This window comes from Streptomyces sp. NPDC058812 (assembly GCF_042744565.1).
Lineage (GTDB): Bacteria > Actinomycetota > Actinomycetes > Streptomycetales > Streptomycetaceae > Streptomyces > Streptomyces thinghirensis.
Window position 1 is genome coordinate 87,539 of sequence record NZ_JBHYOB010000007.1, and the last position, 25,611, is coordinate 113,149.

General features: G+C 73.7%; 23 protein-coding genes. 15 read left to right on the forward strand and 8 right to left on the reverse strand.

The features are described from left to right. Positions 1-8: 8 nt before the first annotated feature. Positions 9-1,514 carry a bifunctional phosphatase PAP2/diacylglycerol kinase family protein gene (locus ACFW48_RS16205; protein WP_386315095.1) on the reverse strand — a complete coding sequence of 502 codons (1,506 nt, stop codon included), beginning with the start codon at positions 1,512-1,514 and terminating at the stop codon, positions 9-11. A gap of 122 nt (positions 1,515-1,636) precedes the next feature. On the opposite strand from ACFW48_RS16205, the gene ACFW48_RS16210 reads away from it, so the two are divergent. Continuing rightward, positions 1,637-3,256 (forward strand): ATP-binding cassette domain-containing protein, encoded by a 1,620-nt coding sequence (locus ACFW48_RS16210; RefSeq protein WP_386315098.1) that lies wholly within the window; start codon positions 1,637-1,639, stop codon positions 3,254-3,256. A 14-nt stretch (positions 3,257-3,270) separates the two neighbouring features. On the opposite strand, the gene ACFW48_RS16215 is transcribed toward ACFW48_RS16210, so the two are convergent. Beyond that, on the reverse strand, positions 3,271-4,392 hold the full coding sequence (locus ACFW48_RS16215) for a Vms1/Ankzf1 family peptidyl-tRNA hydrolase (RefSeq protein WP_386315101.1): 1,122 nt from the start codon (positions 4,390-4,392) through the stop codon (positions 3,271-3,273). Positions 4,393-4,452: 60 nt separating this feature from the next. Here ACFW48_RS16215 and ACFW48_RS16220 point away from each other — a divergent pair, with 60 nt between their 5' ends. Then, the gene (locus ACFW48_RS16220; protein WP_310870115.1) at positions 4,453-4,734 is read left to right on the forward strand and encodes a DUF6158 family protein; all 282 of its coding nucleotides are present in this window, start codon (positions 4,453-4,455) and stop codon (positions 4,732-4,734) included. Between the two features lie 108 nt (positions 4,735-4,842). On the opposite strand, the gene ACFW48_RS16225 is transcribed toward ACFW48_RS16220, so the two are convergent. The 3 genes from ACFW48_RS16225 to ACFW48_RS16235 form a co-directional block, all read right to left on the reverse strand. Continuing rightward, entirely contained in the window at positions 4,843-5,385 is a 543-nt protein-coding gene (locus ACFW48_RS16225; RefSeq protein ID WP_386315104.1) for a type 1 glutamine amidotransferase domain-containing protein, read from the reverse strand. 88 nt (positions 5,386-5,473) lie between these two features. Next, positions 5,474-5,917, reverse strand: coding sequence for a CBS domain-containing protein (locus ACFW48_RS16230; RefSeq protein ID WP_386315107.1), 444 nt, complete (start codon positions 5,915-5,917; stop codon positions 5,474-5,476). A 33-nt stretch (positions 5,918-5,950) separates the two neighbouring features. Continuing rightward, the gene (locus ACFW48_RS16235; protein WP_386315109.1) at positions 5,951-6,358 is read right to left on the reverse strand and encodes a DUF2795 domain-containing protein; all 408 of its coding nucleotides are present in this window, start codon (positions 6,356-6,358) and stop codon (positions 5,951-5,953) included. 201 nt (positions 6,359-6,559) lie between these two features. Between ACFW48_RS16235 and ACFW48_RS16240 the strand changes: the two genes are divergently transcribed. The 4 genes from ACFW48_RS16240 to ACFW48_RS16255 all read left to right on the forward strand — a co-directional run bounded on the left by ACFW48_RS16240 (position 6,560) and on the right by ACFW48_RS16255 (position 10,077). Continuing rightward, the gene (locus ACFW48_RS16240; protein WP_386315112.1) at positions 6,560-6,700 is read left to right on the forward strand and encodes a hypothetical protein; all 141 of its coding nucleotides are present in this window, start codon (positions 6,560-6,562) and stop codon (positions 6,698-6,700) included. 70 nt (positions 6,701-6,770) lie between these two features. Beyond that, positions 6,771-9,167, forward strand: a complete 2,397-nt coding sequence (locus ACFW48_RS16245) for an ATP-binding cassette domain-containing protein (RefSeq protein ID WP_386315115.1) — start codon at positions 6,771-6,773, stop codon at positions 9,165-9,167. Positions 9,168-9,226: 59 nt separating this feature from the next. Continuing rightward, positions 9,227-9,655 carry a helix-turn-helix transcriptional regulator gene (locus tag ACFW48_RS16250; protein WP_310870112.1) on the forward strand — a complete coding sequence of 143 codons (429 nt, stop codon included), beginning with the start codon at positions 9,227-9,229 and terminating at the stop codon, positions 9,653-9,655. Between the two features lie 5 nt (positions 9,656-9,660). After that, entirely contained in the window at positions 9,661-10,077 is a 417-nt protein-coding gene (locus tag ACFW48_RS16255; protein ID WP_386315119.1) for a VOC family protein, read from the forward strand. Between the two features lie 15 nt (positions 10,078-10,092). Here ACFW48_RS16255 and ACFW48_RS16260 read toward each other — a convergent pair whose 3' ends face one another. Continuing rightward, positions 10,093-11,886 carry a thiamine pyrophosphate-requiring protein gene (locus ACFW48_RS16260; protein WP_386315122.1) on the reverse strand — a complete coding sequence of 598 codons (1,794 nt, stop codon included), beginning with the start codon at positions 11,884-11,886 and terminating at the stop codon, positions 10,093-10,095. Between the two features lie 364 nt (positions 11,887-12,250). Here ACFW48_RS16260 and ACFW48_RS16265 point away from each other — a divergent pair, with 364 nt between their 5' ends. From ACFW48_RS16265 to ACFW48_RS16280, 4 genes are all read left to right on the forward strand, one after another. Continuing rightward, on the forward strand, positions 12,251-13,045 hold the full coding sequence (locus tag ACFW48_RS16265) for an RNA polymerase sigma factor SigF (RefSeq protein ID WP_386315124.1): 795 nt from the start codon (positions 12,251-12,253) through the stop codon (positions 13,043-13,045). Between the two features lie 233 nt (positions 13,046-13,278). Further along, positions 13,279-14,028, forward strand: a complete 750-nt coding sequence (locus ACFW48_RS16270; RefSeq protein ID WP_386315126.1) for a hypothetical protein — start codon at positions 13,279-13,281, stop codon at positions 14,026-14,028. Positions 14,029-14,177: 149 nt separating this feature from the next. Beyond that, positions 14,178-15,530, forward strand: a complete 1,353-nt coding sequence (locus ACFW48_RS16275) for an aminotransferase class I/II-fold pyridoxal phosphate-dependent enzyme (RefSeq protein ID WP_386315128.1) — start codon at positions 14,178-14,180, stop codon at positions 15,528-15,530. Further along, on the forward strand, positions 15,527-16,633 hold the full coding sequence (locus ACFW48_RS16280; protein ID WP_386315130.1) for an MBL fold metallo-hydrolase: 1,107 nt from the start codon (positions 15,527-15,529) through the stop codon (positions 16,631-16,633). The genes ACFW48_RS16275 and ACFW48_RS16280 overlap by 4 nt, the downstream gene beginning before the upstream one ends. 369 nt (positions 16,634-17,002) lie before the next feature. Here the strand turns inward: ACFW48_RS16280 and ACFW48_RS16285 are convergent, their stop codons facing one another. Both ACFW48_RS16285 and ACFW48_RS16290 read right to left on the reverse strand, forming a co-directional pair. Beyond that, entirely contained in the window at positions 17,003-17,629 is a 627-nt protein-coding gene (locus ACFW48_RS16285; protein ID WP_386315132.1) for a DedA family protein, read from the reverse strand. Further along, positions 17,626-18,399: an MBL fold metallo-hydrolase gene (locus tag ACFW48_RS16290; protein ID WP_386315134.1), complete on the reverse strand. Its 774-nt coding sequence runs from the start codon at positions 18,397-18,399 to the stop codon at positions 17,626-17,628. Before ACFW48_RS16290 ends, ACFW48_RS16285 begins: the two co-directional genes overlap by 4 nt. Before the next feature lie 83 nt (positions 18,400-18,482). Here ACFW48_RS16290 and ACFW48_RS16295 point away from each other — a divergent pair, with 83 nt between their 5' ends. The 5 genes from ACFW48_RS16295 (at position 18,483) to ACFW48_RS16315 (ending at position 25,556) form a co-directional block, all read left to right on the forward strand. Beyond that, positions 18,483-18,884 (forward strand): hypothetical protein, encoded by a 402-nt coding sequence (locus tag ACFW48_RS16295; RefSeq protein WP_386315136.1) that lies wholly within the window; start codon positions 18,483-18,485, stop codon positions 18,882-18,884. 151 nt (positions 18,885-19,035) lie between these two features. Beyond that, positions 19,036-21,135, forward strand: a complete 2,100-nt coding sequence (locus tag ACFW48_RS16300) for a phage holin family protein (RefSeq protein WP_386315676.1) — start codon at positions 19,036-19,038, stop codon at positions 21,133-21,135. Positions 21,136-21,219: 84 nt separating this feature from the next. After that, positions 21,220-22,620 carry an amino acid permease gene (locus ACFW48_RS16305; protein ID WP_386315138.1) on the forward strand — a complete coding sequence of 467 codons (1,401 nt, stop codon included), beginning with the start codon at positions 21,220-21,222 and terminating at the stop codon, positions 22,618-22,620. A gap of 75 nt (positions 22,621-22,695) precedes the next feature. Continuing rightward, positions 22,696-23,757, forward strand: a complete 1,062-nt coding sequence (locus tag ACFW48_RS16310) for an ATP-binding protein (protein ID WP_386315140.1) — start codon at positions 22,696-22,698, stop codon at positions 23,755-23,757. Continuing rightward, positions 23,754-25,556 (forward strand): hypothetical protein, encoded by a 1,803-nt coding sequence (locus ACFW48_RS16315; RefSeq protein ID WP_386315142.1) that lies wholly within the window; start codon positions 23,754-23,756, stop codon positions 25,554-25,556. Before ACFW48_RS16310 ends, ACFW48_RS16315 begins: the two co-directional genes overlap by 4 nt. Positions 25,557-25,611: the final 55 nt, after the last annotated feature.

The window sequence follows — 25,611 nt, forward strand, 5'->3', positions numbered from 1 at the left end:
CAGCGGCGTCAGGAAAGGAGTCCCTCGCCGGGCAGCGGTCGGTACACCGTGAGCGCCTCGGGCAGCTTCTCGAGCGTCAGATCGCCCTCCGTCTCCGTCAGTTCGCCGTCGAAGGCCATCAGCGTGCCCGGCGCGACCCCGGACAGGCGCAGCCGGCTCACCTGCACCGCCGCGTGGGCGGGGGAGCGGGTCAGCGGACCGGCCAGGGCCGCGGACAGCAGCCGCAGGGCCGGCCGGCGCCCACCGTGCACCACCCGCACGTCCAGCTGCCCGTCCGCCAGGTCGAGGCGGCGGCCGGAGGCGATGCCCCTGCGGTGGTACGTGCCGTTGCCCGCGAACAGCATCCACAGCGGGCGCCGGCGACCCCGTACCTCGGCCTCCAGCGGATGCCGGTCGGCGCGCAGCACCCGCACGGCCGCCACCACCCCCGCCGGCCAGCCGCCGATCCGGGGAGACCAGCGCTCCCGCTCGCGCACCAGTTCCGGGTACACGCCGAGGCTGAAGGTGTTCAGGAAGATGCCACGCCGCCCGCCGGAGGCGAACCGGCCCACGTCCACGCGCACGCCCTCGCCCCGCTCCAGCGCCCGGCACAGATCCCGTACGTCCTCCACGCCGAGGTCGTAGGCGAAGTGGTTGAGCGTGCCGCCGGGCAGCACCGCGAGCGGCAGTCCGTGGCGCACCGCGATCTCGGCTGCGGCGTTCACGGTGCCGTCGCCGCCGCACACACCGAGCACCCGGGCGTGTTCCGCCGCCTTCTCCAGCTCCGCCCGGACGTCCTCCGGCTCGCACTCCACCACCTCCGCGTCGGGCAGCGCGTCGCACAGCGCCCGCACCCGGTCCGAGGTGCCCGAGCCGATGTTGGCCACCATGACGAGACCCTCGCCGCCGGGCAGCGCCGGCACGTCGGCGCGCGGCCGGGCCGGCGGGGTGAGCTGCGCGCGCGTCGGCACCATGCCCCGTACGGCGAACGCGGCCCCCGCCCCGAGGGCTGCCCCTGCCAGCACGTCACTCGGGTAGTGGACGCCGGTGTAGACCCGGGAGAGGGCGACCGCGGCGGCCACCGGGGCCACCGCCGCCCCCCACGCCGGGGACTCCAGCGCGACGCCGGTCGCGAACGCGGCGGCCGACGCGGCGTGCCCGGAGGGGAACGACGTCGTGACCGGCTGCCGCTTCAGCTGCCGCACCAGCGGCACCGGGTCGAGGACGGGACGGGGGCGGCGGACCGACCGCTTGCCGAGGGTGTTGATCGCCAGCGAGGCCAGGCTCAGCGAGGCGAGGCCCCGGGCGGCGGCTCGGCGGGCCCTCGGCGTGCGGGTCGCGGCGAGTGCGGCGCCCGCCGCGAACCACAGCACACCGTGGTTGGCGCTGCGGCTGAGGCGGGGCAGCAAGGGGGCGGCGCCGGGCCAGGTACGGGCGGCGACGGCCTCGAACACACGCTGGTCCAGCCGCAGGAAACCGTTGCGGAGCGGATGCGGTCCGGGCGTCGGGGCGGTGAGGTCTACGTCGGGGCTCATGCCTCCCGCCTACCCTGCGGAACGCGTTTCCTGCGGGTGGCGCGCCCCACCTACCGCAGCCCCGGCCGCGGTGGGGAAAACGGTTTGCCCGGGGCGTGCCCGGAGCCGCAGAATCCGGTCCCATGGGTCATCTCGAAGCCGCGCACCTGGAGTACTACCTCCCCGACGGGAGGGCGCTGCTCGGCGACGCGTCCTTCCGGGTGGGGGAGGGGGCCGTCGTGGCCCTCGTCGGACCCAACGGGGCGGGCAAGACCACCTTGCTCCGCCTGCTGTCCGGGGAGCTGAAGCCGCACGGCGGGACCGTCACCGTCGGTGGCGGCCTCGGGGTGATGCGCCAGTTCGTGGGCTCCGTCCGGGACGAGACGACCGTACGCGACCTGCTCGTGTCCGTGGCGTCGCCCCGCATCCGCGAGGCCGCGCGCGCCGTCGACGCCGCCGAGCACGGGATCCTGACGGTCGACGACGAGGCCGCCCAGATGCGCTACGCGCAGGCGCTCGCCGACTGGGCCGAGGCCCAGGGGTACGAGGCCGAGACCCTGTGGGACATCTGCACCACGGCCGCGCTGGGGGTGCCGTACGACAAGGCCCAGTGGCGGCGGGTGAGCACCTTGTCCGGCGGTGAGCAGAAGCGGCTGGTGCTGGAGGCGCTGCTGCGCGGCACCGACGAGGTGCTGCTGCTCGACGAGCCGGACAACTACCTCGACGTGCCCGGCAAGCGCTGGCTGGAGGAGCGGCTGAAGGAGACCCGCAAGACGGTGCTCTTCGTCTCCCACGACCGGGAACTGCTGGCCCGCGCCGCCCAGAAGATCGTCTCCCTGGAGCCCGGCCCCGCGGGCGCCGACGCCTGGGTGCACGGCGGCGGCTTCGCCACCTTCCACGAGGCCCGGCGCGAGCGCTTCGCCCGCTTCGAGGAGCTGCGCCGCCGCTGGGACGAGAAGCACGCGCAGCTGAGGAAACTGGTCCTGACACTGCGTCAGGCCGCCGCGGTCAGCCACGACATGGCCTCCCGTTACGCCGCCGCCCAGACCCGGCTGCGCAAGTTCGAGGAGGCCGGCCCGCCGCCCGAGCCGCCGCGCGAGCAGGACATCCGGATGCGCCTGAAGGGCGGCCGCACCGGCGTCCGCGCCGTCACCTGCGAGCAGCTGGAACTCACCGGCCTGATGAAACCCTTCGACCTGGAGGTCTTCTACGGCGAACGGGTCGCCGTCCTCGGCTCCAACGGCTCCGGCAAGTCGCACTTCCTGCGGCTGCTCGCCGGCGACGAGGTGGCACACACCGGGAACTGGAAGCTCGGGGCGCGCGTGGTGCCCGGACACTTCGCGCAGACCCACGCCCACCCGGAACTGCTGGGCCGCACTCTCCTGGACATCCTGTGGACCGAACACGCCCAGGACCGGGGCGCCGCCATGTCCAGGCTGCGCCGCTACGAGCTGACCCAGCAGGCCGAGCAGACCTTCGACCGCCTCTCCGGCGGCCAGCAGGCCCGCTTCCAGATCCTCCTGCTGGAACTCCAGGGCGTCACCGCCCTGCTGCTCGACGAGCCGACCGACAACCTCGACCTGGAATCGGCCGAAGCCCTCCAGGAGGGCCTGGAGGGCTTCGAGGGCACGGTCCTCGCGGTCACCCACGACCGCTGGTTCGCCCGCTCCTTCGACCGGTACCTCGTCTTCGGCAGCGACGGACGCGTCCGCGAGACGCCGGAGCCGGTCTGGGACGAACGGCGGGTGGAGCGGGCCCGCTGACGCCCACGCGGAGGTCACTTCCAGCGCAGCAGCGCCCCCAGGCCGCCCACCGGAGCCTTCTGAGCGGCCTCGGACGGCAGGGCCGGGGCCATCGAGATCGCCGGCGCGCCGGTCATCACCGCCGAGCGCAGCAGGGCGTCGTCCGCGCGGGCCGACCAGGAGTTCTGCTCGCCGAGCGTCTTCAGCTCCGTACGGCGCACCGCCAGCTGGTCGGCGTCCTCGCCGATCCACACCTCGCGGTGGGTGTCGGGGGCGTCCGGGATGACCAGCAGCTCGTCGATGCGGTGCTCCCGGGCCGCCTCGACCAGCGCGGGCACGCCCTCCGCGGCACCGGCCCGGCCCTCGCCGTCCGGTGTCCGGGCGGCGAGGAAACGGTCCAGGTCCACACGCGCGCGTGAGCGGACGTGGTCGTCGCGCAGCCCCTCCACCTCGTCGTCCAGCAGCCTGCTGCCGGCGCCGCGCGAGGCCTCGGCGACCCGGTCCTGCAGCCGCTTGGGCAGCCGCTCGTGCACGGACCGCCGTTCCCGGTCGTCACCCACGAGGATCAGCAGGTCCGCGCCCGTCTCCTCCTGGCACACGGCGAGCGCGTCCGCGATCTCCGCCGCGTTGTGCTCCCAGGTGTTCTCCACCCGCAGCTGGAAGTGGCGCTCCGACCAGTCGATGCTGCTCGTGCGGTGCACCGGCCACTGCCGGCCGGTCACGCCGCCCGCGTCCGAGCTGCCCAGCGCGCTGCGCAGCTCGAAGTCGGCGCCCTTGCGGTCGACGTACGCCACCACGCACACCGGGTCCTCGCCGGCCAGGTCCAGCAGTGGTGCCACGTGCGGCAGCGGCGCCCAGTCGGCGGTGGTGCCGCCGTACGGGGGCCGGGCCAGCGGCGGATCGAGGACCACCCGCCCGGCGCACGCGAACAGGGCCCGCCCGTGCGGGTCGGTGGCGTGGCGCAACCCCTCCACCGCCTCCTTCACGGCCCGGCAGGTCGCGTCGTCCGCGCCCTGTTCCGCCAGCTCCCGGGCCACCGCGGCGGCCGTCAGCTCACGTTCGTGAGGGGTGTCCTCCGTGTGCCGGGAGAGATCGACGTACACGGAGGCCCAGGGCCCCTGATGTTCGTAGAGGGGGTGCAGAAACGCGAGATCCATGGCTCCCTCCCGGGTGCCGCTCGGGGGTGGTAGTGCTCCGGGGGCGGGTACCCGGACCGCATGAACGAACACGACACGCGTGACGACACCACGACCGGCGGCGTGGACCCGGGCCGCCTGGACGACCAACAGCTCATGAAGGAGCTGGAGACCATCCACCGCACGCGCCACGACACCCTGCTGTACGGGTCGAACGACGCGCTGCGGGCCCACAACGACCGCATGGCGCAGCTGGAGGGCGAGTGGCTGCGCCGCAACCCCCGGCGCCCGGTCGCCGCGGGCCGCACCCGCGAGGGCGCCCGGGAACGGGGCTGCGGGGAGGGCACCACTCCCGGCGGCTGACCGCGCCGCCCGGACACGCGGGGGCCCGGACACGCGGGGGCCCGGCCCTCCGGCGCGATCGGGGCGCACCGGCGAGCCGGGCCCGGCGAGAGGCCCGCGCCTCGTTCCTCAGCCGCCCGCCTTGGCGAACTCCGCGAGGAAGGTCTCGCAGAACGCCTTGAGGTCGTCCGGCTTGCGGCTGGTGATCAGCACGTTGTCGCCGTGGTCGCAGACCTTCACCTGTTCGTCGACCCAGGTGGCTCCGGCATTGCGCAGGTCGGTCTGCAGACTGGGCCACGAGGTCACGACCCGGCCGCGTACGACGTCGGCCTCGACGAGTGTCCACGGGGCGTGGCAGATGGCGGCCACCGGCCGGCCCTGCTCGAAGAAGTCCCTGACGAACGCCACGGCCTTCTCGTCCATCCGCAGGAAGTCCGGGTTGGCCACGCCGCCGGGCAGGACCAGCCCGCCGAACGAGTCGGCCGACGTGTCGCCCACCGCCTCGTCCACCGGGAACGTGTCCGCCTTGTCGAGGTGGTTGAAGCCCTGGACCTCACCCGGCTGAGTGGAGACGAGCACGGGCTCGTGACCCGCGTCCTTCGCCGCCTGCCACGGCTCGGTCAGCTCCACCTGCTCCACGCCCTCGGGCGCGCTCAGAAACGCGATGCGCATGTGATTCGGATTCCTTTCCTGGCGCGTCGGCCGGGGGCACCGCCCGGCGCGCGTGAGTCGTTCGGCCGCGGGGGAGGCGCGGCGTGTCTCAGCCGCCGTCCCGGGCGTCCGGTTCCGCGCGGCTGATGTCGGCGAGCGCCGACGAGGGGTCCCGGGTCTCGGCCAGATCGCCGAGGCTCACCATCCCGACCGGCAGCCCGTCCTCCACGACCGGCAGCCGGCGTACGGCGTGCTCGCGCATCAGCGCGACCACGTCCGCGACCGGGTCGTCCGGGGAGACCGTCAGCGGGTCGTGGGTACAGACCGCACGGACGCCCACCCCCATCGGGTCGAGGCCCTCCGCCACCGCCCGCACCGCGATGTCACGGTCGGTGAGCAGGCCCACGATGTCCTGGCCGTCCGCGACCACCACGTCACCGATGTTCTGCGTGCGCATCAGCTGCGCCGCCTCGACGAGGGAGGAGTCCGGACGGACGGCGGTCACGCCCGGCGTCATGACGTCCCGCACGTACTCGGCCGTGTGCTCGGCCATAGGAGCCATTGAAGGCCCGCCCTTTCCGGCGCCCTAGGCGCCCTGCGTCCCGGTGGATCCGGACCCGCCGTTCTCGGTCAGGGCCACCGCCAGTTCCTGGACGTTGTCGTAGCGCGCCTTGTGCGGCAGCCGCTCCAGTCCCTCGACGAGGGCGTCGGGGGCGTGGCCGCGGCGCAGCGCCCGGGTCAGTTCCCGCGGGCTCGCGGGGAAGGCGCCCCGGGTCAGGTTCCGGGCCAGTTCGAGCCGGAGGGTCTCCAGATACGTCGGTCCACGGCCCGGTGTCACCGGTCCGTAGGTGACGTCCGGGTCGTCCTCGGCAGCAGGTTCCGGGTCGTGCCACTCCTCGGTACGGGTGGGGTGCCCGGACCTGAGCAGACCCTGCAGTTCGTGCTTCATCTCGTCGTCGCGGTGGACGCTCATCCGGTCACTGCCTCGCTGCATGTCTCCCTCCAGGTCCTTCAGGGGTGCCGACCGCGTACCCGGACACCGAGGGCCGACACGGATTCATCCGGACGGGTCCGGTCCGATTTCCCCGGGCACGCTGCGTGCCTCCGCGTGCACCGCGGGTTTGCCCGGCGGGCCCGGGGAACCCGGCTCTCGCCACCACCCCCCACGCCCACCCCTCATCGGGAAGGACGGATCATGGCGGTGCTGCTCGCTGTGTTCATCCCGGTCCTCATGCTCGGCGTGGTGCTGGCCCTCGGCCGCTACGAGGAACTGATGCTGCCCGACACCGCGTCCCCGCCCGACGACGCCGACGCGGCCGCGCGAGCGGATCAGTAATCGAGAAGCGAGGCCCACCGTGCTCCGTCTAGCGTGACCCTGCTGACCCGCTCGACAGATGGAGACACCGATGAGCAGCGCCAGGAGAACGGACCAGCAGGCGGCCGCGCCGCATGTCGCGGACAGCCACGACCTGATCCGGGTACACGGGGCCCGCGAGAACAATCTCAAGGACGTCAGCATCGAGATCCCCAAGCGCCGGCTGACGGTGTTCACCGGCGTCTCCGGCTCGGGCAAGAGCTCACTGGTGTTCAACACGATCGCCGCCGAGTCGCAGCGGCTGATCAACGAGACCTACAGCGCCTTCGTACAGGGCTTCATGCCGACGCTGGCACGACCCGAGGTCGACGTCCTCGACGGCCTGACCACCGCGATCATCGTGGACCAGCAGCGGATGGGCGCCGACCCCCGCTCCACGGTCGGTACCGCCACCGACGTCAACGCGATGCTGCGCATCCTCTTCAGCCGGCTCGGGGACCCGCACATCGGACCGCCCAGCGCCTACTCCTTCAACACCGCCTCCGTCCGGGCGAGCGGCGCGATCACCGTCGAGCGCGGCAACAAGAAGGCGGTCAGGGCGACGTACGAGCGCACCGGCGGCATGTGCACGAACTGCGAGGGCCGGGGCAAGGTCTCCGACATCGACCTCTCCCAGCTCTACGACGACTCCAAGTCGCTCGCGGAGGGCGCCTTCACGATCCCCGGCTGGAAGTCGGACAGCCAGTGGACCGTGCAGGTCTACGCCCAGTCCGGCTTCGTGGACCCGGACAAGCCGATCCGCGAGTACACCGAGAAGGAGCTGCGGGACTTCCTCTACGGCGAGCCGGTCAAGGTGAAGGTCAGCGGCGTCAACCTCACCTACGAAGGACTGATCCCGAAGATCCAGAAGTCGTTCCTGTCCAAGGACAAGGAGGCGATGCAGCCGCACATCCGGGCGTTCGTGGAGCGGGCCGTCACCTTCACCACCTGTCCCGAGTGCGACGGCACCCGGCTCAGCGAGGGTGCCCGGTCGTCGAGGATCGGGAAGATCAGCATCGCCGACGCCTGCGCGATGGAGATCCGCGACCTGGCCGAGTGGGTCCGCGGACTCGACGACCCGTCGGTGGCGCCGCTGCTCACCGCGCTGCGGGACACCCTCGACTCGTTCGTGGAGATCGGCCTCGGCTACCTCTCGCTCGACCGTCCGGCGGGCACTCTGTCGGGCGGCGAGGCGCAGCGCGTCAAGATGATCCGCCACCTCGGCTCGTCCCTCACCGACACCACGTACGTCTTCGACGAGCCCACCATCGGCCTCCACCCGCACGACATCCAGCGCATGAACGACCTGCTGCTGCGGCTGCGGGACAAGGGCAACACCGTGCTCGTCGTGGAGCACAAGCCGGAGACCATAGCGATCGCCGACCACGTCGTCGACCTCGGCCCCGGCGCCGGCACGGCGGGCGGCACCGTCTGCTTCGAGGGCACCGTGGAGGGGCTGCGGGCCGGCGACACCGTCACCGGCCGCCACCTCGACGACCGGGCCTCCCTCAAGGAGACGGTCCGCGAGCCCACCGGGGTGCTGGAGATCCGCGACGCCACGACGCACAACCTCCAGGGCGTCGACGTCGACGTCCCGCTCGGCGTGCTCTGCGTGGTCACCGGCGTGGCGGGCTCCGGCAAGAGCTCCCTGATCCACGGCTCGGTCCCGGCCGGCGCGGGCGCCGACGTCGTATCGGTCGACCAGAGCCCCATCAAGGGCTCCCGGCGGAGCAACCCGGCCACGTACACGGGACTGCTCGACCCGATCCGCAAGGCCTTCGCCAAGGCCAACGGTGTCAAGCCGGCCCTGTTCAGCGCCAACTCCGAGGGCGCCTGCCCCACCTGCAACGGCGCCGGTGTCATCTACACCGACCTGGCGATGATGGCCGGCGTCGCCACGCCCTGCGAGGACTGCGAGGGCAAGCGGTTCCAGCCCTCGGTGCTGGAGTACCGCCTCGGCGGCCGCGACATCAGCGAGGTGCTCGCGATGTCGGTGGCACAGGCGGAGGAGTTCTTCGGCGCCGGCGAGGCCCGCACCCCGGCCGCGCACAAGATCCTCGACCGGCTCGCCGACGTCGGGCTCGGCTACCTCACCCTCGGCCAGCCGCTCACCACCCTGTCCGGCGGGGAGCGGCAGCGGCTCAAGCTGGCCACCCACATGGGCGACAAGGGCGGCGTCTACGTACTCGACGAGCCCACCACCGGCCTGCACCTCGCCGACGTCGAGCAACTGCTCGGCCTGCTCGACCGCCTCGTGGACGCCGGCAAGTCGGTCATCGTCATCGAGCACCACCAGGCGGTCATGGCACACGCCGACTGGATCATCGACCTCGGTCCGGGAGCCGGCCACGACGGCGGCCGGATCGTCTTCGAGGGCACACCGGCCGACCTCGTCGCCGACCGCTCCACCCTCACCGGCGAGCACCTCGCGGCGTACGTCGGCGCCTGACCGCGAACGCTCCCACGGCGCCGGTACCGGGAGCCCCGGCGTCGTGGGATCGTGGTGATGTGACGACCTTGGAGGACCTGGTCCGGCTGCGCCGGGCCCGCGACCTGATGGACCGCGAGTACGCCGAGCCGCTCGACGTGCCGGCGCTGGCGCGCGTCGCCCTCATGTCGGCGGGCCACTTCTCCCGCAGCTTCCGCGCCGCCTACGGGGAGACGCCGTACAACTACCTGATGACACGCCGGATCGAGCGGGCCAAGGCACTGCTGCGGCGCGGCGACCTGTCCGTGACGGAAGTCTGCTTCGAGGTCGGCTGTACCTCGCTGGGGTCGTTCAGCTCGCGGTTCACCGAACTGGTCGGTGAGAGCCCGAGCGCGTACCGGGCCCGCGACCACGCCGACGGCGCCGACATCCCGGCCTGCGTCGCCAAGATCTACACGCGACCGGTCAGGAACGGAGAAGCGAAGCCCACGCCCCCGCCCGTAGCGTGAGACGCATGGACATCAACCTCTCGCAGTGCTTCATCGCCGTCGACGACCACGACAAGGCGCTCGCCTTCTACCGCGACGTACTCGGACTGGAGGTCCGCAACGACGTCGGGTTCGAGGGCATGCGCTGGGTGACCGTCGGCTCCCCGGCCCAGCCCGGCGTGGACATCGTCCTCGAACCCCCGCTCGCCGACCCCAACGCCTCCGCCGCCGACAAGGAGGCCATGGCCGAGCTGCTGGCGAAGGGACTGCTGCGCGGCGTCATCTTCACCACCGAGGATGTCGACGCCACCTTCGAACGCGTCCGGGCCGCGGGTGCGGAGGTCCTCCAGGAGCCGGTCGACCAGCCTTACGGCGTCCGCGACTGCGCCTTCCGCGACCCCTCCGGCAACATGCTGCGCTTCAACCAGCCGCGCAAGGCGTGACCGCCGCTACTGCGGTCACCCCTTCTCCCGCCCCGGCAGAAACTCCTGCACCTTCGCCTTGAACCCCTGCTTGACCATGGACCCCCGGTCCGCGTCGCCCTTGAGGATGGAGGCGGCCGTCGCCTCCATCTGCTCCCAGGTGGCGTGCGGCGGGATCGGGGGCACGGCGGGGTCGGTGAGGAACTCGAGCACCGCCGGGCCGTCCGCCGCGAGGCCCGCCCGCCAGGCCGCCTCCACCTCGTCCGGCTTCTCCACCCGGATCCCGGTCAGGCCCAGCGAGCGGGCGAAGTCGGCGTAGCGCACGTCCGGGAGCGACTGCGAGGGCAGGAAGGACGGCGCGCCCTCCATGGCCCGCATCTCCCAGGTGACCTGATTGAGGTCCCGGTTGTTCCAGACGGCCACGATCAGCCGCGGGTCCTCCCACAGGTCGCGGTACTTCGCCGCCGTGATCATCTCGGCCAGCCCGTTCATCTGCATCGCGCCGTCCCCGACCAGGGCGATCACGGGCCGGTCCGGGTGGGCGAACTTCGCGCCGATCGCGTACGGCACCCCGCAGCCCATGGTGGCCAGCGTGCCGGACAGCGAGCCGCGCATGCCGGGCCGCATGGTCAGGTGCCGGGCGTACCAGTTCGCCGTCGAACCGGAGTCGGAGGTGACGATCGCGTCGTCGGGCAGCATCGGGTCCAGGGCGGCGGCCACGTACTCCGGGTTGATCGGGTCGGCCTCCAGCCCGGCCCGCCGCTCCATGACCCCGCGCCAGCGCGTCACGTTGTCGCACACCGTGTCGTGCCACTCGCGCCCCCGGCCGCCCTCGATCAGCGGGATCAGCCGGTCCAGGGTCGCCTTCGCGTCGCCGACGAGGTTCACCTCGTACGGATAGCGCATCCCGATCATGTGCGGGTCGATGTCGATCTGCACGCCCCGCGCCTTGCCGAACTCCGGCAGGAACTGCGAGTACGGGAACGAGGACCCGACGGTCAGCAGGGTGTCGCAGTCCCGCATCAGCTCGTACGACGGGCGCGTGCCGAGCAGACCGATCGAGCCGGTGACGTACGGCAGTTCGTCGCTGACCACGTCCTTGCCGAGCAGCGCCTTGGCCACGCCCGCGCCGAGCATCTCCGCGAGCGTCTCCACCTGATGCCGGGCCCCGGCCGCGCCCTGACCGACCAGGATCGCCACCTTGTCACCGGAGTTGAGCACCTCGGCCGCCCGCCGCACGGACTCGTCGGACGGGACCGCCGTCCAGGAGCCCCGGTCCAGGCTGGAGGGCACCATCTTGAACTCGTGCGTGGGCGGCGAGTAGTCCAGCTCCTGCACGTCGCCGGGGATGATGACCGCCGTCGGACAGCGACGCGCGTACGCGGTGCGGATCGCCCGGTCCAGCACGTTCGGCAGCTGCTCCGGGACCGTCACCGTCTCCACGAACTCGGAGGCGACGTCCTTGTACAGCGTGTGCAGGTCCACTTCCTGCTGGTAGGAGCCGCCCATCGCGGTCCGGTGGGTCTGCCCGACGATCGCCAGCACCGGAACGTGGTCGAGCTTGGCGTCGTACAGCCCGTTGAGCAGATGGATCGCGCCGGGCCCCGAGGTCGCCGCGCACACGCCCAGACGGCCGCTGAACTTCGCGTACCCGACCGCCTGGAACGCGGACATCTCCTCGTGCCGGGACTGCACGAACCGCGGCCGGTTGTCGGCCCGGCCCCAGGCGGCGAGCAGGCCGTTGATCCCGTCGCCCGGGTAGCCGAAGACCTGCTCGACGCCCCATTCGCGCAGCCGCTGCAGGACGTGGTCGGACACCTTGGTGCTCATGTAACGGACCTCCCGGGCCGATGGGGGTGATGTCGGCGGCAGCGGTACGGGTGACCCCGGGTCCGCGCGGAAAACATCCGGGTGTTTGCCCTGGGGGGCAGGGGGCAGGCGCAAATTCAGTGCTTCGGACAGGAGGCACGTCCGTGGGAGCGGCGCGACGCCGCCACGGATGCGTCCGTCCGGGCCGGACGCCCTCCCACGGTGACCGCCCGACCCCAAAGGGCCGTGTCGTCGTACCGGTGCCGGCCGCTCCGCGCTCCGGAGGTTCTACGAACCCCTGGCGCCGTTCGCCCCGGCCGCGCCGACCGGGCCATCGCCCGGCGCGACGACAGGACCCCGCGCTCCGAGGGAGTTGCGACGCACCATGCCGATCCACGCCAGCGTGAAGCACCCGCACGACGACGCCCCCGACACCGCCGACGCCTTCCGCCGACTCACCACCCTTCCCGACGGCCCGGAACGCGACGCGGTCCGCGACCGGATCGTCGAGGCCTGGCTCCCCATGGCCGAACGGCTCGCGGGACGGTTCCGCAGCCGCGGCGAGAGCTACGAGGACCTGCGCCAGGTCGCGGCCCTCGGCCTGGTCAAGGCCGTCGACCGGTACGACCCCGAGCGCGGCAACGCCTTCGAGAGCTACGCCGTGCCGACGATCACCGGCGAGATCAAGCGCCACTTCCGCGACCACATGTGGACCCTGCACGTGCCGCGCCGGGTCCAGGACCTGCGCAACCGCGTGCGCTTCGCCGGCCAGGACCTGTCCCAGACCATCTCGGGGCGCAGGCCCACCGTCACCGAGATCGCCGAGCACGCCGATCTGAGCGAGGAGGACGTCCGGGTCGGGCTCGAAGCCCTGGAGAGCTTCACGGCCCTGTCCCTGGACGCCGAGCTCCCCGGCAGCGAGGACGGCTACTCACTCGGTGACGCCCTCGGGGCCACCGACCCGGCCCTCGACACCGTCGTCGACCGCGAGGCCGTCAAGGACCGCCTCGCCGCCCTGCCCGAGCGGGAACGCGCCATCCTTTACATGCGCTTCTTCGACGACATGACCCAGAGCCGCATCGCCGAACAGCTCGGCATCTCCCAGATGCACGTCTCCCGTCTGATCAGCCGGTGCTGCAACCGGGTGCGGGAACAGGTACTCCGGGACCCGGCGGCCTGAGCCCGCGGCCGGCCAAGCTCCGGCGGGGGCAAGGACGGCACGCCCGGCGGGGGCCGTGCCACTGAGGTCCGCAACGGGCCGCGGGTGCGCCGAAACCTTGCTCTCACCCGCTCGGGGGTTCCGTTCCCGCGAACGGCGCACGGTGGCGCGCGGACCCGTGGTGGGCGGGCTGTGATGGCCGAGGGGGCGCGAGTGCCGTGCCCCCGCAGCCGTCGCTCGAAGGAGCCCACCCCATGCGCCGCACCGCCCGCGCCCTGTCCGCCGCCGTCCTGGCCAGTGCCGCCCTCGGCGTTTCGGCGGGGTCCGTCTCGGCCGATCCCGGTGTTCCCCGGCCGCCCGTCGGCACCGGTGAGCCCGCCGCGGAGGTCAGCCCGGCCGCAGTCACCCCGGGCGGCACCGTCTCCGTCTCCTGCGCCTCGACCGGCGGGTCCGCGCCGGCCACGGGCGACGACGAGGCGACGTCCGGAACCGCCTACCAGGGCACCGCGCGCATAGCCGCCGCCGAGGACTTCGAGTCCGACCCGGAGGCGGAGGGCGCCGAGGACGCGTGGACCGTCGATGACGCCTGCCCCGAGGAGTCCGGCGAGGGCGATCCCTGGAGCACGACGATGACCGTGCCGGAGGAGGGGGAGGCGGGGGGCGGAGCCGTCGCACCACCGTGCCCCGAGCCCACACACTCCACCCAGCACGGCGAGCGGTGCGGCGGGACGAAGCCGGTGTGCCCGGAAACGGCCGCCCCGCACGGCGAGACCACCGCGCGGGGCACGTCCTGCACGACGAAGCCGCCCTGCCCCGAGCCCGCCGCACAGGGCAAGTCCTGCGGCGGCGCGACCGTGGAGCACGGGGTGCGGGCCGGCGCGGGCGGGTCCTTCACCGACTCGATGCCCGCCCTGGTCGCCGGTGGCGTCCTGATCGCGGGCGCGTTCGGCGCGGCGGCGCATCGGCTGCGGCTCCGCCTGCGCGGGGACGCCGAGCACCGCTGACCCGCACCGCCGCCGGTCCACATGTGATCCGCGACCGGGGGCACAGCCATGGCAGGGCCGCACGGTGGGTACTTGGAGCAACGACCGAGGAAAGAGCACCCGGCCGGGCGGCGACGGGACACGGCACCACGGACTGCGCGGAGGCACGCATGCGGCGGACGGACTCCGAAGGCCATGGCGCCGTGGGGCGCGGCTCCGAGGGGCACGGCTCCGAAGGCCATGGCGCCGTAGGGCATGCTTTCGAAGGGCACGGCTCCGCAGGGCACGACCCCGTGGAGCACGGCCCCGTCCGCTACGGCCCGCACCTCCCCGACGACGGACTGCCCGTGCTGCCCGAACTGTCCGCCGTACTCGCCGCCGCCGCGGGCCGCGGCCACGACGAACCGGCGGGCGGCGCCCCGCCCCTCCTGAACGCCGCCTGCGGTTACTGGGACCGGCGCGGCCTGCCCACCGAGCCCGGCCACGTGGCCGCCGCCCCCGGCGCCAACGCCCTGCTGCTCGCGCTGACCGCCGCGCTCGGCGGCGACGTCCTGGTGCCCCGCCCCTGCGCCGCCTGGTGGGCGCCGTACGCGCGGCTGCTGGGCAGACCCGTCTTCCACGTGCCGACCCCGGCCGAGTCCGGCGGCGTCCCCGACCCGTACGCCCTCCTGGAAACCGTCCGCCGGGTCCGCGCCGAGGGCGGCGACCCCCGCCTGCTCGTGCTGTCCGTCGCCGACGACCCCACCGGAACCGTCGCGCCGCCCGAACTGCTGCACGAGACCGTCGAGGCCGCCACCGGCGAGGGACTGCACCTGGTCAGTGACGAGACCTGGCGGGACACCCTGCACGACCCGCACGCCACCGTGCTGCTCAGCCCCGCCGAGATGCTGCCCGAACGGGTCACCGTCGTCACCGACCTGGCCGGCGCGCTGCTGCCGCCGGGCTGGCCGGCCGCCGTCGCCCGTTTCCCCGCGTCCGCCGCCGGGGACGGCCTGCACGCGCGCGTGCTCGACGTGCTCACCGCGCTCGGCGCCAACGTCGCCGCGCCCGTCGCCGCGGCGGCCGGGTACGCGCTCGCCGAACCCGAGCCGGTCACCGCCCGCCGGTCGGCCGCCGTACGCCTGCACGCGCGCGTGGCCGCCGCCGTGCACGCCGCCGTCGTCGCCGCGGGCGCCACCGCCCGGCCCCCGCAGGCCGGCCGCCACCTGTACGCCGACCTCGGTCCGCTGCGCGACGCGCTCGGCGCCCAGGGCGTCGGTGACGCCCAGGAACTGGAGGACTTCCTCACCGCCCGGCTCGGCATGCCCGCCCCGGGCGGCCACCGTTTCGGCGACGACCTCGCGGCTCCGCGCGTGCGGCTCGCCACCGGCCCGCTGCTCGACGGCGGCACCGACGAGCAGCGCGCGGAATGTCTCACGTCCCCCGACCCGTTGGAACTGCCACACGTGCAACGCGCGTTGATCGGTCTGAAGTCGGTCTTCGACGATCTCCGCGACGCTCAGCGATGGGAGCCTCCTCGATGACGCAGCAGCCCCGGTCGACCACGCGCACGCCCACGTCCACGGCTACGCCCACGGCTACGCCCACGGCTACGCCCACCGAGGACACCGAGGACACCGACGCGTCACCGTCCACGTCCTCCTCGGCCCCCTCGTACCCGCCGCTCGCCGAACCCCGGCCGATGGCCGAGCACCGGGTGTGGCCGCGCACCTTCCACGACCGGCTGACCGCGCCGCTCCCCGGCCTGAAGGCCTTCGCCAGATTCGCCCGCGAGGGCGCGGTGAGACCCGGCCCCGAGGGGCTCACCGACATCCCCCGGCTGCCCTACGCCCCCGGCCCGCTGCCCCGCGTGGACGCGCGCACCGTCGCCGTCACCTGGGCGGGACACGCCAGCTGGGTGGTGCGCGTCGGCGGGCTCACCGTCCTCACCGACCCGGTCTGGTCCCGCCGCATCCTCGGCACCCCGGCCCGCGTCACCCCCGTCGGCGTCCCCTGGAGCGCCCTGCCCCGCGTGGACGCGGTCGTCATCAGCCACAACCACTACGACCACCTGGACGCCCCGACCCTGCGCAGGCTCCCGCGCGACACCCCCGTCTTCGCCCCGGCCGGGCTCGGCCGCTGGTTCCACCGCCGCCGCTTCACACGCGTCACCGAACTGGACTGGTGGGAGGCCGCGCAACTGGACGGCGTCCGCTTCGACTTCGTACCGGCCCACCACTGGTCCAAGCGCACCCTCACCGACACCTGCCGCACCCTGTGGGGCGGCTGGGTCCTCACCGACCCCGACGGCCGGCGCGTGTACTTCGCCGGTGACACCGGGTACGGTCACTGGTTCACCCGCATCGGCCGCCGCTACCCCGGCATCGACCTCGCCCTGCTCCCCATCGGCGCCTACGACCCCCGCTGGTGGCTGAGCGACGTGCACTGCGATCCGGAGGAGGCGGTGCGGGCCGCCCAGGACGTGGGCGCCCGCCGGATGGCGCCGATGCACTGGGGCACGTTCGTCCTGTCCGCGGAACCGGTACTGGAACCGCTCACCCGCGTACGCGCCGCCTGGCAGCGGGCGGGCCTGCCCCGGGAGCACCTGTGGGACCTCCCGGTCGGCGGCTCCCGCGTGCTGGAGTGACCGAGGCCGGCCGCCCGGTGCCCCGCGGGCAGGGGCCGAACGCGGGGACGGGGGCGGTGCCGGCCCACCGCGCGTCCGTCCGCGCGCTCGCGCACGCCGCGGCCGTGCGCGAGGAGGTCCATGCCGTGCGTGGAGGTCATGCGAGGAGGTCCATGCCGCGCGTGGCGGCCCCGGCGCGGCCGTGAGCCGGGGGCTTCCCTCGTCTCACGGCCGGACACGCGGCTTCAGCCCGCGGGTGCCTCCCCTGCCGGGCTCCCCGGGCGGCCGCCCCTCCGGCGAACGACGGCACGCCCCGGGGCCGGCCCGGTCTGGCCCGGCCCCTCGTGCCGCACCGCCGCTTCCCACGTGCCCCGAACCGCCCGGCAGGGCCTACGCCTTCGCCGGCCCCCGAAACCGCCGCCACACGCTCGGCGCCCCGCTGACCAGTACCGTCAGCGCGACCGCCGCGGCCACGCCCTCCCACGGCTTGCTGAACAGGGCGCCGCTCAGGACGCCGATCAGCTGGTACGTCACCGCCCAGGCCAGGCAGGCCGGAAGGTTGCCCCGGGCGAACCGGCGCAGCGGCCACTCGGCCAGCAGACAGGCCAGCATCACCGGTATCCGCCCCGCCGGCACCAGCCGGGACAGCACGAGCACCGCGACATCGTGTTCGGCGAGCTTGTCCTGGGCCTGCTCCAGCCGGTCCTCGGGCGCCCGGGACCGGATCGTCTCCAGCCAGCGCGAGCCGTTCTTCGAGCCGACGCCCCGCCGGCCCAGCCAGTACAGCGCCATGTCCCCGCAGAACGCGGCCAGCGACGCCGTCGCGAACACCATCAGCATCGAGAACGGCAGGGTCTGGTGCATCGCGACCACGGCCGCCGAACTCACCAGCGCGCCCGTCGGTACCACCGGCACCAGTGCCCCGATCAGCACCAGCAGGAACAGCGAGGGATAACCGAACGCCTGCTGGGTCGGTTCGGCCGGGACACTCGTCACGGCGGCGCCCAGCCAGTTCACCGCGAGACCTCCACCCGCACGCTCTCGCCGTGCTCCAGCCGGTGCACCGCCACCCCCGGCGCCCGCAGCGCCGACAGGCGCACGAACTCGTCACCCGGCGTGTGGAACTCGTGGGGGCGCACGGCGTCCATCCCGATCGGCCAGTACGTGCCGTAGTGCACCGGCACCGCCGTGCGCGGCGCCAGCCGGGCCAGCGCCTCGGCGGCCCGCCCCGCGTCCAGGTGCTCCGCGCCCAGGTACGGCCCCCAGCCGCCCACCGGCAGCAGCGCCGCGTCGACCGGCCCGACCTCCTTCTCCATGCCGTCGAACAGACCGGTGTCCCCGGCGAAGTACGTCCGTGCCGCGCCCTCGACGACATAGCCGAGCGCGGGGGAGCGCTGCCGTCCGACCGGCAGCCGCCGCCCGTCGTGCCGGGCCGGCACCGCCCGTATCCGCAGGTCCCCGACGGTCGCTTCGTCGCCGGGAGCCACCTCGCTCACCTCCAGGTGCCCGAGCCGGCGCAGTCCGGGCACCGCCCGTCGTGCGCCCCGGGGCACGAGCAGGCGCGTGCCCGGCGCGAGCCGCGCGAGCGACGGCACATGCAGGTGGTCGGCGTGCAGGTGGGAGACGAGCGCCACGTCCGCGCGCCAGGCGTCCGACGGGGGCAGCGCGCCCCGTCTGCGCCGCAGATGGGCGAGCCTGCGGACGAACAGAGGGTCGGTGAGCACACGGATGTCCGAATCCTCGACCGTGCAGGTGGCGTGACCCCACCACGTGAGCTCCACCGGCACCTCTTCGCCTCCTTCGCGCGACTCCCCGAAGCCTACGTCCAGGAGTAGGGTCGGCGGCGAAAACGGGAGGTGAGGGAGACCCCATGGGGCTGGTGCGGGTGACGGCGATCGCGAGTCTGACGCCGCTGGAGCAGTTGGACGACGATCCCTTCCTGGTCGACTCCCGCAGTCAGCACGCCATGTGCGCCCGCTGGGCCGCGGAGAACGGATACGTAGTCGACAGGGAACTGCTGGTACGCGGCCTGCGACCCGACCACGACGCCCTGTGGGACGGTGTCCGCCCCGGGCACGACCTGTTCGTGGCGCCCAGCCGCCGGGTCCTCGAGAGCGCGCTGTCGTCGGTGGAGGAGTTCACCGCGGAGTGCGCGCGGCGCGGCGTCCGGATCGAGACGGTCGGCCACGCCGAACCGTCCTACGACGCCGGAATGAAGGCGTGCGTCCACCGCAGACTGTCGATGCCGACGGCGGGGTACGACGGCCGCTGACCCCGGCCACGGGGTGTGAACCGGACCCGGGGGGACAAACGGGTGCTCCGGACCGTTGTGACAGGGTGGGGCAGGCCCGTGCCGACGACGGGCCGGGACGTGAGGTGTGCGGAGCGTGGGTGGAGGGCGTTGGCGCCGGGTCGCCAGTCAGATGGGGCGGAGTGTCGCGGTGTGGGCCGTGTCCACCCTCACCATGCTCGTGCTCGCCGGGATCCTGCCGGACTTCCGGCTCCAGTCGCCCGACGGCGACAGCGCGACCGACATCGCCATGACCGCCGCGGTCGGCGCCGGCGCCTTCGGTCTGCTGTCCGCCCTGGTGTGGCCGCTGATGGTCCGGCTGCTGCTCCTGGTACCGGCGCTCGTCCTGGGGCTGCTGGTCTTCTTCCTCAACGGCGGGCTGCTGCTCCTCGCGATCGACGTGAACCCGGCGGGGCGCGGCGGCGTCGCCCCCGAGACGGCGGTCGTGGTGGCCGCCGTCATGTCCGCCGTCGCCTCCGCCACCGGCGGCGCCCTGGTCGTGCGCGACGACGACGCCTACCGGCGCCGGCTCTACCGGCTCGCCGACCGCCGCCGCAGATCCGGCCCGCCCTGTCCGTCCGGCCCCGGCACCCTCTTCCTGCAACTGGACGGCGTCGGCCACGACGTCCTGCTGGCCGCCGCCGACAGCGGCGCCATGCCCACCGTCGCCCGCTGGCTCGGCCGCGACGGCACCCCCGCGACCCACCGGCTCGCCCTGTGGCGCACCGACTGGTCCAGCCAGACCGGCGCCAGCCAGCTCGGCATCCTGCACGGCTCCAACCACGACGTCCCCGCCTTCCGCTGGTTCGAGAAGGACAGCGGCGAGGTCGTGGTCTGCAACCGCCCGACCAGCGCCGCCCAACTCCAGCACCGCGCCGTCAAGCACACCGGCGACGGCGGACTGCTCACCTTCGACGGCGCCAGCCGCGGCAACCTCTTCGGGGGCGGCGCCGACGAGCAGGCCCTCGTGCTCTCCATCGCCACCCGCCGCCGCAGCCGGGAGACACGCTCCCGGTCCGGCTACTTCGCCTACTTCTCCGACCCGGCCAACGCCGTTCGCACCGCGATGTCCTTCGTCGCCGAGGTGGGCCGCGAGATCGGCCAGTCCACCCGCGCGCGCGTGCACAAGGTCCGCCCGCACGTCTCCCGCGGCGGCCTCTACCCCTTCGTCCGCGCCTTCGCGACCGTCGTCGAACGGGACGTCGTCGTCGCCGCGGTGATGGGCGACATGCTCGCCGGCCGCACCGCCGTCTACGCCGACCTGGTGGCGTACGACGAGGTGGCGCACCACTCCGGGCCGGACAGCCGGGACGCCGCGAAGGTCCTCCAGCGGCTCGACCGGTCCCTCGCGCTGATCGAGAAGGTCGCCGAGCACGCGCCCCGCAAGTACCGGATCGTCGTCCTGTCCGACCACGGCCAGAGCCCCGGCGAGACCTTCCGCGCCCGCTACGGCCTCACCCTCGGCGACCTGGTGCGGGCCGGGTGCGGACTGCCCGTGCCGCGCCGGGCGCAGCGCACCCGCAGCGGCGCCGAGGCGCGCAACACCGTACGGGCCGCCCTGCACCGGCCGGTCGAGGAGGGCGCCGAGCAGCAGCGCCCCGCCGACACCCCCACCGGCCGCCGCTCGGAGCCGATCGTCCTGGCCTCCGGGAACCTGGGCCTGGTCTCCTTCCCGGACGTGCGCCACCGGATGACGCGGGAGGAGATCGACGCCCGCCACCCCGCCCTGCTGCCGACCCTCGCCAACCATCCCGGCGTCGGCTTCCTGCTGGTCGACAGCGAGAAGCACGGCGGTCTCGTGCTCGGCGCGCGCGGCGCGGAGATCCCCCTGGACCGGCTCGACGAGGAGCCCGGCCCGCTCGCGCCCTTCGGACCCGGCGCCGCCGACGCCGTCCGCCGCACGCATTCCTTCCCGCACACCGCCGACATCATGGTCAACTCCTTCCACGACCCGGCCGACGGCGAGGTCCTGGCCTTCGAGGAGCAGATCGGTTCCCACGGCGGACTCGGCGGTGCCCAGTCGCGGGCCTTCCTGCTGTCGCCGGTCGTCCTGTCCGCGCCGGTCGCGGAGGGGGCGGAGATTGTCGGCGCGGAGCACGTGCACCGGGTCCTGCGCCGCTGGCTGCGCGAGTCGAACGGCCCGCAGGTGCCCGTGGAGGATTCCCGGTCCAGGGCCGTCGAGGGCGCACCTTTTCCGGTCCCGGACGGGGTCGTGCAGGACAAAAGCGCCTGATTTGGAGCCGTGCCGGACCGTGCCCGACCATGGGCGCCGCCCCGGCGATCCCGGGCACCAGTTCCAAGGAAGGCGCCCCACCCCATGCACGTCACCGGGACCGTCCCCCCACCGGCTCCGGCGTCGCAGGAGACCCCCGCGGCCCCCGCTCCCGGCAACGGCAGGCACGCCCGCCGCTTCGGGCTCCCCGTCGCCACCGCCCTGGTCATGGGCAACATCATCGGCGGCGGCATCTTCCTGCTCCCGGCCTCCGTCGCCCCCTTCGGCACCATCAGCCTGCTCGCCTTCGGCGTCCTGACCGTCGGCGCCATCGCGCTCGCCCTGGTCTTCGGGCGCCTCGCCGCCCGCGACCCGCGCACCGGCGGTCCCTACGTCTACGCCCGCGAGGCGTTCGGCGACTTCGCCGGCTTCCTCGCCGCCTGGGCGTACTGGATCACCACCTGGGTGTCCAACGCCGCGCTCGCCGTCGCCGCCGTCGGCTACCTCGACGTCCTGATCCCGGTGAACGACCACCGCTGGACCGCGTGCCTGGCCGCGCTCGTCATCCAGTGGCTGCCGGCGCTCGCCAACTTCGCGGGCACCCGCTACGTGGGCGCCGTCCAGCTGGTGTCCACGGTTCTGAAGTTCGCGCCGCTGCTGCTCGTAGCGGTCGGCGGGCTGTTCTTCTTCGACCCGGACAACCTCGGCCCGTTCAACGCGAGCGGCGGCAGTGGCATCGGCGCGGTCTCCGCCGCCGCCGCCATCCTGCTCTTCTCCTACCTCGGCGTGGAGTCCGCCGCCGTCAGCGCGGGCGAGGTGAAGGACCCCCGCCGCACGGTCGGCCGGGCCACGGTCATCGGCACCGCGGGCGCCGCCCTCGTCTACCTGCTGGGCACGCTCTCCGTCTTCGGCACCGTCTCCCACGACCGCCTGGTGACCTCGACCGCGCCCTTCTCCGACGCCGTGAACGCCATGTTCGGCGGCGCCTGGGGCGGCTGGGCCGTCGCGCTGGCCGCCCTGGTGTCGATGACCGGCTGCCTCAACGGCTGGACCCTGCTCAGCGCCCAGACCCCGTACGCCGCCGCGAAGGACGGTCTCTTCCCGGCCGCGTTCGCGCGCAGGCGGCGCGGCGTGCCCACGGTCGGCGTCGGCGTCACCGTCGTCCTCGCCTCCCTCCTCACCGTCTACAACTACACGTCGGGCTCGGCGAAGGTCTTCGAGGTGCTCGTGCTCGTCACCACCTTCACCGCGACCGTGCCGTACCTGCTGGCGACCGCGGCGCAGATCTTCCACCTGGTCTCCGGGCAGGGCGAGAAGGTCGACCGGGCACGGCTGGTAAGGGACGGGGTGATCGCCGCGGTCGCGGCCGCCTTCTCCCTCTGGCTGGTCGCCGGCGCCGGCTACGCGGCGGTGTACCAGGGCGTCCTGTTCCTGTTCGCGGGTGTACTGGTCTACGCCGTGATGGCGGCCCGCAGGCGGCGCGCGGAGGGGCCCACCGGGCGGTAATTCGGCTGCGCACGGGCCCCGTCCCGCCCACACTGGTGCGGGTCCGCTTCGAACAGCAGCCCGAGGAGCCCCTGCGTGCAGGCCGCCGTGACCGTCACTCCCGCCCGACTCCCGGAGCTGCTGCTCGGCCTCGCCACCGTGCGGCCGGTCTTCCTGTGGGGCGCACCCGGCATCGGCAAGTCCTCCCTGGTGAGGAACTTCGCCGACTCGCTGGGCCTGGAGTGCGTGAGCCTGCTCGGCACCCAGCTGGCGCCCGAGGACCTGATCGGCGTACCGCAGATCCGGGACGGCCGGTCGGTGTTCTGCCCGCCCGAGTCCATCGCCCGCGACGAGCCGTACTGCCTGTTCCTGGACGAACTGAACGCGGCCGGCCCGGACGTGCAGAAGGCGTTCTACTCCCTCATCCTGGACCGGCGCATCGGCTCCTACGAGCTGCCCAAGGGCTCCATCGTCATCGGCGCCGGCAACCGCGCCACCGACAACGCCCTCGCCCGCCCCATCGCCTCCGCGCTGGTCAACCGCCTCACCCACGTCCACCTGGACGCCTCCGCCAAGGACTGGCTCGCCTGGGCCGGCGAGAACGGCATCCACCCCTGGATCACGGACCACCTCACCGACCGCCCCGACCACCTGTGGTCCAAGCCGCCCAAGACCGAGGAGCCGTTCTCCACCCCGCGCTCCTGGCACATGCTCTCCGACGCCCTGCACTCCTTCGGCCGCGACCTCGACGAGGAGACCCTGAAAGTCCTCGCGCACGGCACGCTGACCCCCGCCCACGCCACCGCCTTCTGCGGCTACGTCAAGATCGTCCGCAGCCGGTTCGGCATCGAGGCCGTCCTCAAGGGCGAGGCCCGCTGGCCGCACCGCCTCCAGGACCGGGACCTGCTCTACTACCTGGCCGAGTCCTTCCGCGGCCGACTGGTCAAGGAACTGCCCGCGAGCAAGGAGCACATGTCCGCGAACGGCCGCCAGACCGCGTACCGCGCCAAGTCCCTGCTGGTGCAACTCGCCGAGATCTCCGTCGAGGTGGCCCAGAGCGTCATCGCCTCCGACGCCGACGGCAACCCGGTGCTGCCCGCCTGGTTCCTCGTCGAGGCCGCCCGCGACATGCCCCGGCTGGTGGAGGCACGGCGATGAGCCCTGCCCGGGCCACCAAGGGCAAGAAGAAGCGGGACCTGGCGGCGGAGGCGTTCGAGGCGGGACTGCGGCTGGTCCGCGCCGACCCGTCCCTGAGCGCGGTGGGATTCACCGTCTGTCGCCGGGAGAAGTGCGCCGTCGCACCCCGGGGCGGGCTGGTGCGCGTCGACTCCGACGGCGTCGTGCACGCCCACCCGGACCGGCTCACCGAGCCCGCCGTCTGGGCCTGGGCCATCGCCCACGCCGCACTCCACCTCGGCTTCGGCCACGTCCCCGCCGCCACCGGCGAACGCGTCCAGCCGGACGACGCCGACCTCGCCGCACGCTGCGCCGTCGTCAACCGCTTCCTGCTCGGCTTCCGCGTCGGCCGCGCCCCGGACGACCTCCCCGCCTCCTACCCCGACGGCGACGAGGAGCGGCTCGCCGCGCGCTGGCGCCGGGACGGGGTGCCGGCCGTGTACGAGCACTGCGGCACCGCGGGCAACACGGCCGACCTGCTGCTCGTGCCGTGGAACGGCTGGCTCGGGCGGGCCCCCGACTGGCAGACGGCGTTCGCGAGCGCGCTCACCCGAACCGTCTCCACCGCGCTCGACATGGCGGGCGGCCGCCGCGACTCCATGGACGGCGAGGCGCCCCGCCTGCGCCCCTGGGAGCAGGCCCTGAGCTGGTTCGTCTCCTCCTACCCGCTGCTCGGCGGCATCGCGTCCGGCATCACCCTCGTCGCCGACGCCGAACTCGCCCGCGCCCACGGCATCTCCGTCGCCGCCGTCGACGCCGAGGCCGCCGAGATCTACGTCAACCCGCTGCGCCGGTACGACGACGAGGAGTGGCGCTTCATCCTGGCCCACGAGATGCTGCACGCCGCCCTGCGCCACGGCGACCGCTGCGGCACCCGCGACCCCTATCTCTTCAACGTCGCCTGCGACTACGTCATCAACGGCTGGCTCGTCGAGATGCAGGTCGGCACCATGCCCGAAGGACTGCTGCACGACCCGGAGGTGGCGGGCCTGTCTGCCGAGGAGGTCTACGACCGCATCGCCGGCGACCTGCGCCGCATGCGCCGCCTGGCCACCCTGCGCGGCAAGGGCACCGGTGACATCCTCGGCGGCCCGCTCGGCTCGCCCCGCGACTACGTCGACCTCGACGGCTTCTACCGGCGGGGCCTCGCCCAGGGCCTGGACCTCCACCAGCGGCAGGAGCGCGGCTTCCTGCCCGGCGGCCTGGTCGAGGAGATCCGCGCCCTCAGCCACCCGCCACTGCCCTGGGACGCGCGGCTCGCCCGCTGGTTCGACGAGTTCGTGCCCCGCCCCGAGCCCGTACGGTCGTACGCGCGCCCCTCGCGGCGTCAGGCGGCCACCCCCGACATCCCGCGCGCGGGCCGCTACTTCCCGCCCGAGGAGATCGCCCGCTGCACCTTCGGCGTCGTCCTGGACACCTCCGGCTCGATGGACCGCACCCTGCTCGGCAAGGCGCTCGGTGCCATCGCCTCCTACGCCGAGGCCCGGGACGTGCCCGCCGCCCGGGTGGTGTTCTGCGACGCGGCACCGCACGACGCCGGATACCTGCCGGTGACGGACATCGCCGGCCGGGTGCGGGTGCACGGCCGAGGCGGCACGGTGCTCCAGCCCGGCGTCGACCTGCTGCTGCGCGCCGACGACTTCCCGCCCACCGCGCCGGTCCTCGTCATCACCGACGGCTGGTGCGACGTACTGCGGGTGCGGCGCGAGCACGCCTACCTGATTCCGCAGGGGGCGCGGCTGCCGTTCACCGCCCGGGGACCGGTGTTCCGCGTGAGCTGAGCCGGAATGTGATCGGATGGGGGTGGGAACCCGCCCGCCGGGCTCCCACCGCCCA

Bases quoted from the DNA above. Each gene is read 5' to 3' on its own strand.
- ACFW48_RS16205 (WP_386315095.1), bottom strand. From the start codon at position 1,514: ATGAGCCCCGACGTAGACCTCACCGCCCCGACGCCCGGACCGCATCCG.
- ACFW48_RS16210 (WP_386315098.1), top strand. From the start codon at position 1,637: ATGGGTCATCTCGAAGCCGCGCACCTGGAGTACTACCTCCCCGACGGG.
- ACFW48_RS16215 (WP_386315101.1), bottom strand. From the start codon at position 4,392: ATGGATCTCGCGTTTCTGCACCCCCTCTACGAACATCAGGGGCCCTGG.
- ACFW48_RS16220 (WP_310870115.1), top strand. From the start codon at position 4,453: ATGAACGAACACGACACGCGTGACGACACCACGACCGGCGGCGTGGAC.
- ACFW48_RS16225 (WP_386315104.1), bottom strand. From the start codon at position 5,385: ATGCGCATCGCGTTTCTGAGCGCGCCCGAGGGCGTGGAGCAGGTGGAG.
- ACFW48_RS16230 (WP_386315107.1), bottom strand. From the start codon at position 5,917: ATGGCCGAGCACACGGCCGAGTACGTGCGGGACGTCATGACGCCGGGC.
- ACFW48_RS16235 (WP_386315109.1), bottom strand. From the start codon at position 6,358: ATGCAGCGAGGCAGTGACCGGATGAGCGTCCACCGCGACGACGAGATG.
- ACFW48_RS16240 (WP_386315112.1), top strand. From the start codon at position 6,560: ATGGCGGTGCTGCTCGCTGTGTTCATCCCGGTCCTCATGCTCGGCGTG.
- ACFW48_RS16245 (WP_386315115.1), top strand. From the start codon at position 6,771: ATGAGCAGCGCCAGGAGAACGGACCAGCAGGCGGCCGCGCCGCATGTC.
- ACFW48_RS16255 (WP_386315119.1), top strand. From the start codon at position 9,661: ATGGACATCAACCTCTCGCAGTGCTTCATCGCCGTCGACGACCACGAC.
- ACFW48_RS16260 (WP_386315122.1), bottom strand. From the start codon at position 11,886: ATGAGCACCAAGGTGTCCGACCACGTCCTGCAGCGGCTGCGCGAATGG.
- ACFW48_RS16265 (WP_386315124.1), top strand. From the start codon at position 12,251: ATGCCGATCCACGCCAGCGTGAAGCACCCGCACGACGACGCCCCCGAC.
- ACFW48_RS16270 (WP_386315126.1), top strand. From the start codon at position 13,279: ATGCGCCGCACCGCCCGCGCCCTGTCCGCCGCCGTCCTGGCCAGTGCC.
- ACFW48_RS16275 (WP_386315128.1), top strand. From the start codon at position 14,178: ATGCGGCGGACGGACTCCGAAGGCCATGGCGCCGTGGGGCGCGGCTCC.
- ACFW48_RS16280 (WP_386315130.1), top strand. From the start codon at position 15,527: ATGACGCAGCAGCCCCGGTCGACCACGCGCACGCCCACGTCCACGGCT.
- ACFW48_RS16295 (WP_386315136.1), top strand. From the start codon at position 18,483: ATGGGGCTGGTGCGGGTGACGGCGATCGCGAGTCTGACGCCGCTGGAG.
- ACFW48_RS16300 (WP_386315676.1), top strand. From the start codon at position 19,036: ATGGGGCGGAGTGTCGCGGTGTGGGCCGTGTCCACCCTCACCATGCTC.
- ACFW48_RS16305 (WP_386315138.1), top strand. From the start codon at position 21,220: ATGCACGTCACCGGGACCGTCCCCCCACCGGCTCCGGCGTCGCAGGAG.
- ACFW48_RS16315 (WP_386315142.1), top strand. From the start codon at position 23,754: ATGAGCCCTGCCCGGGCCACCAAGGGCAAGAAGAAGCGGGACCTGGCG.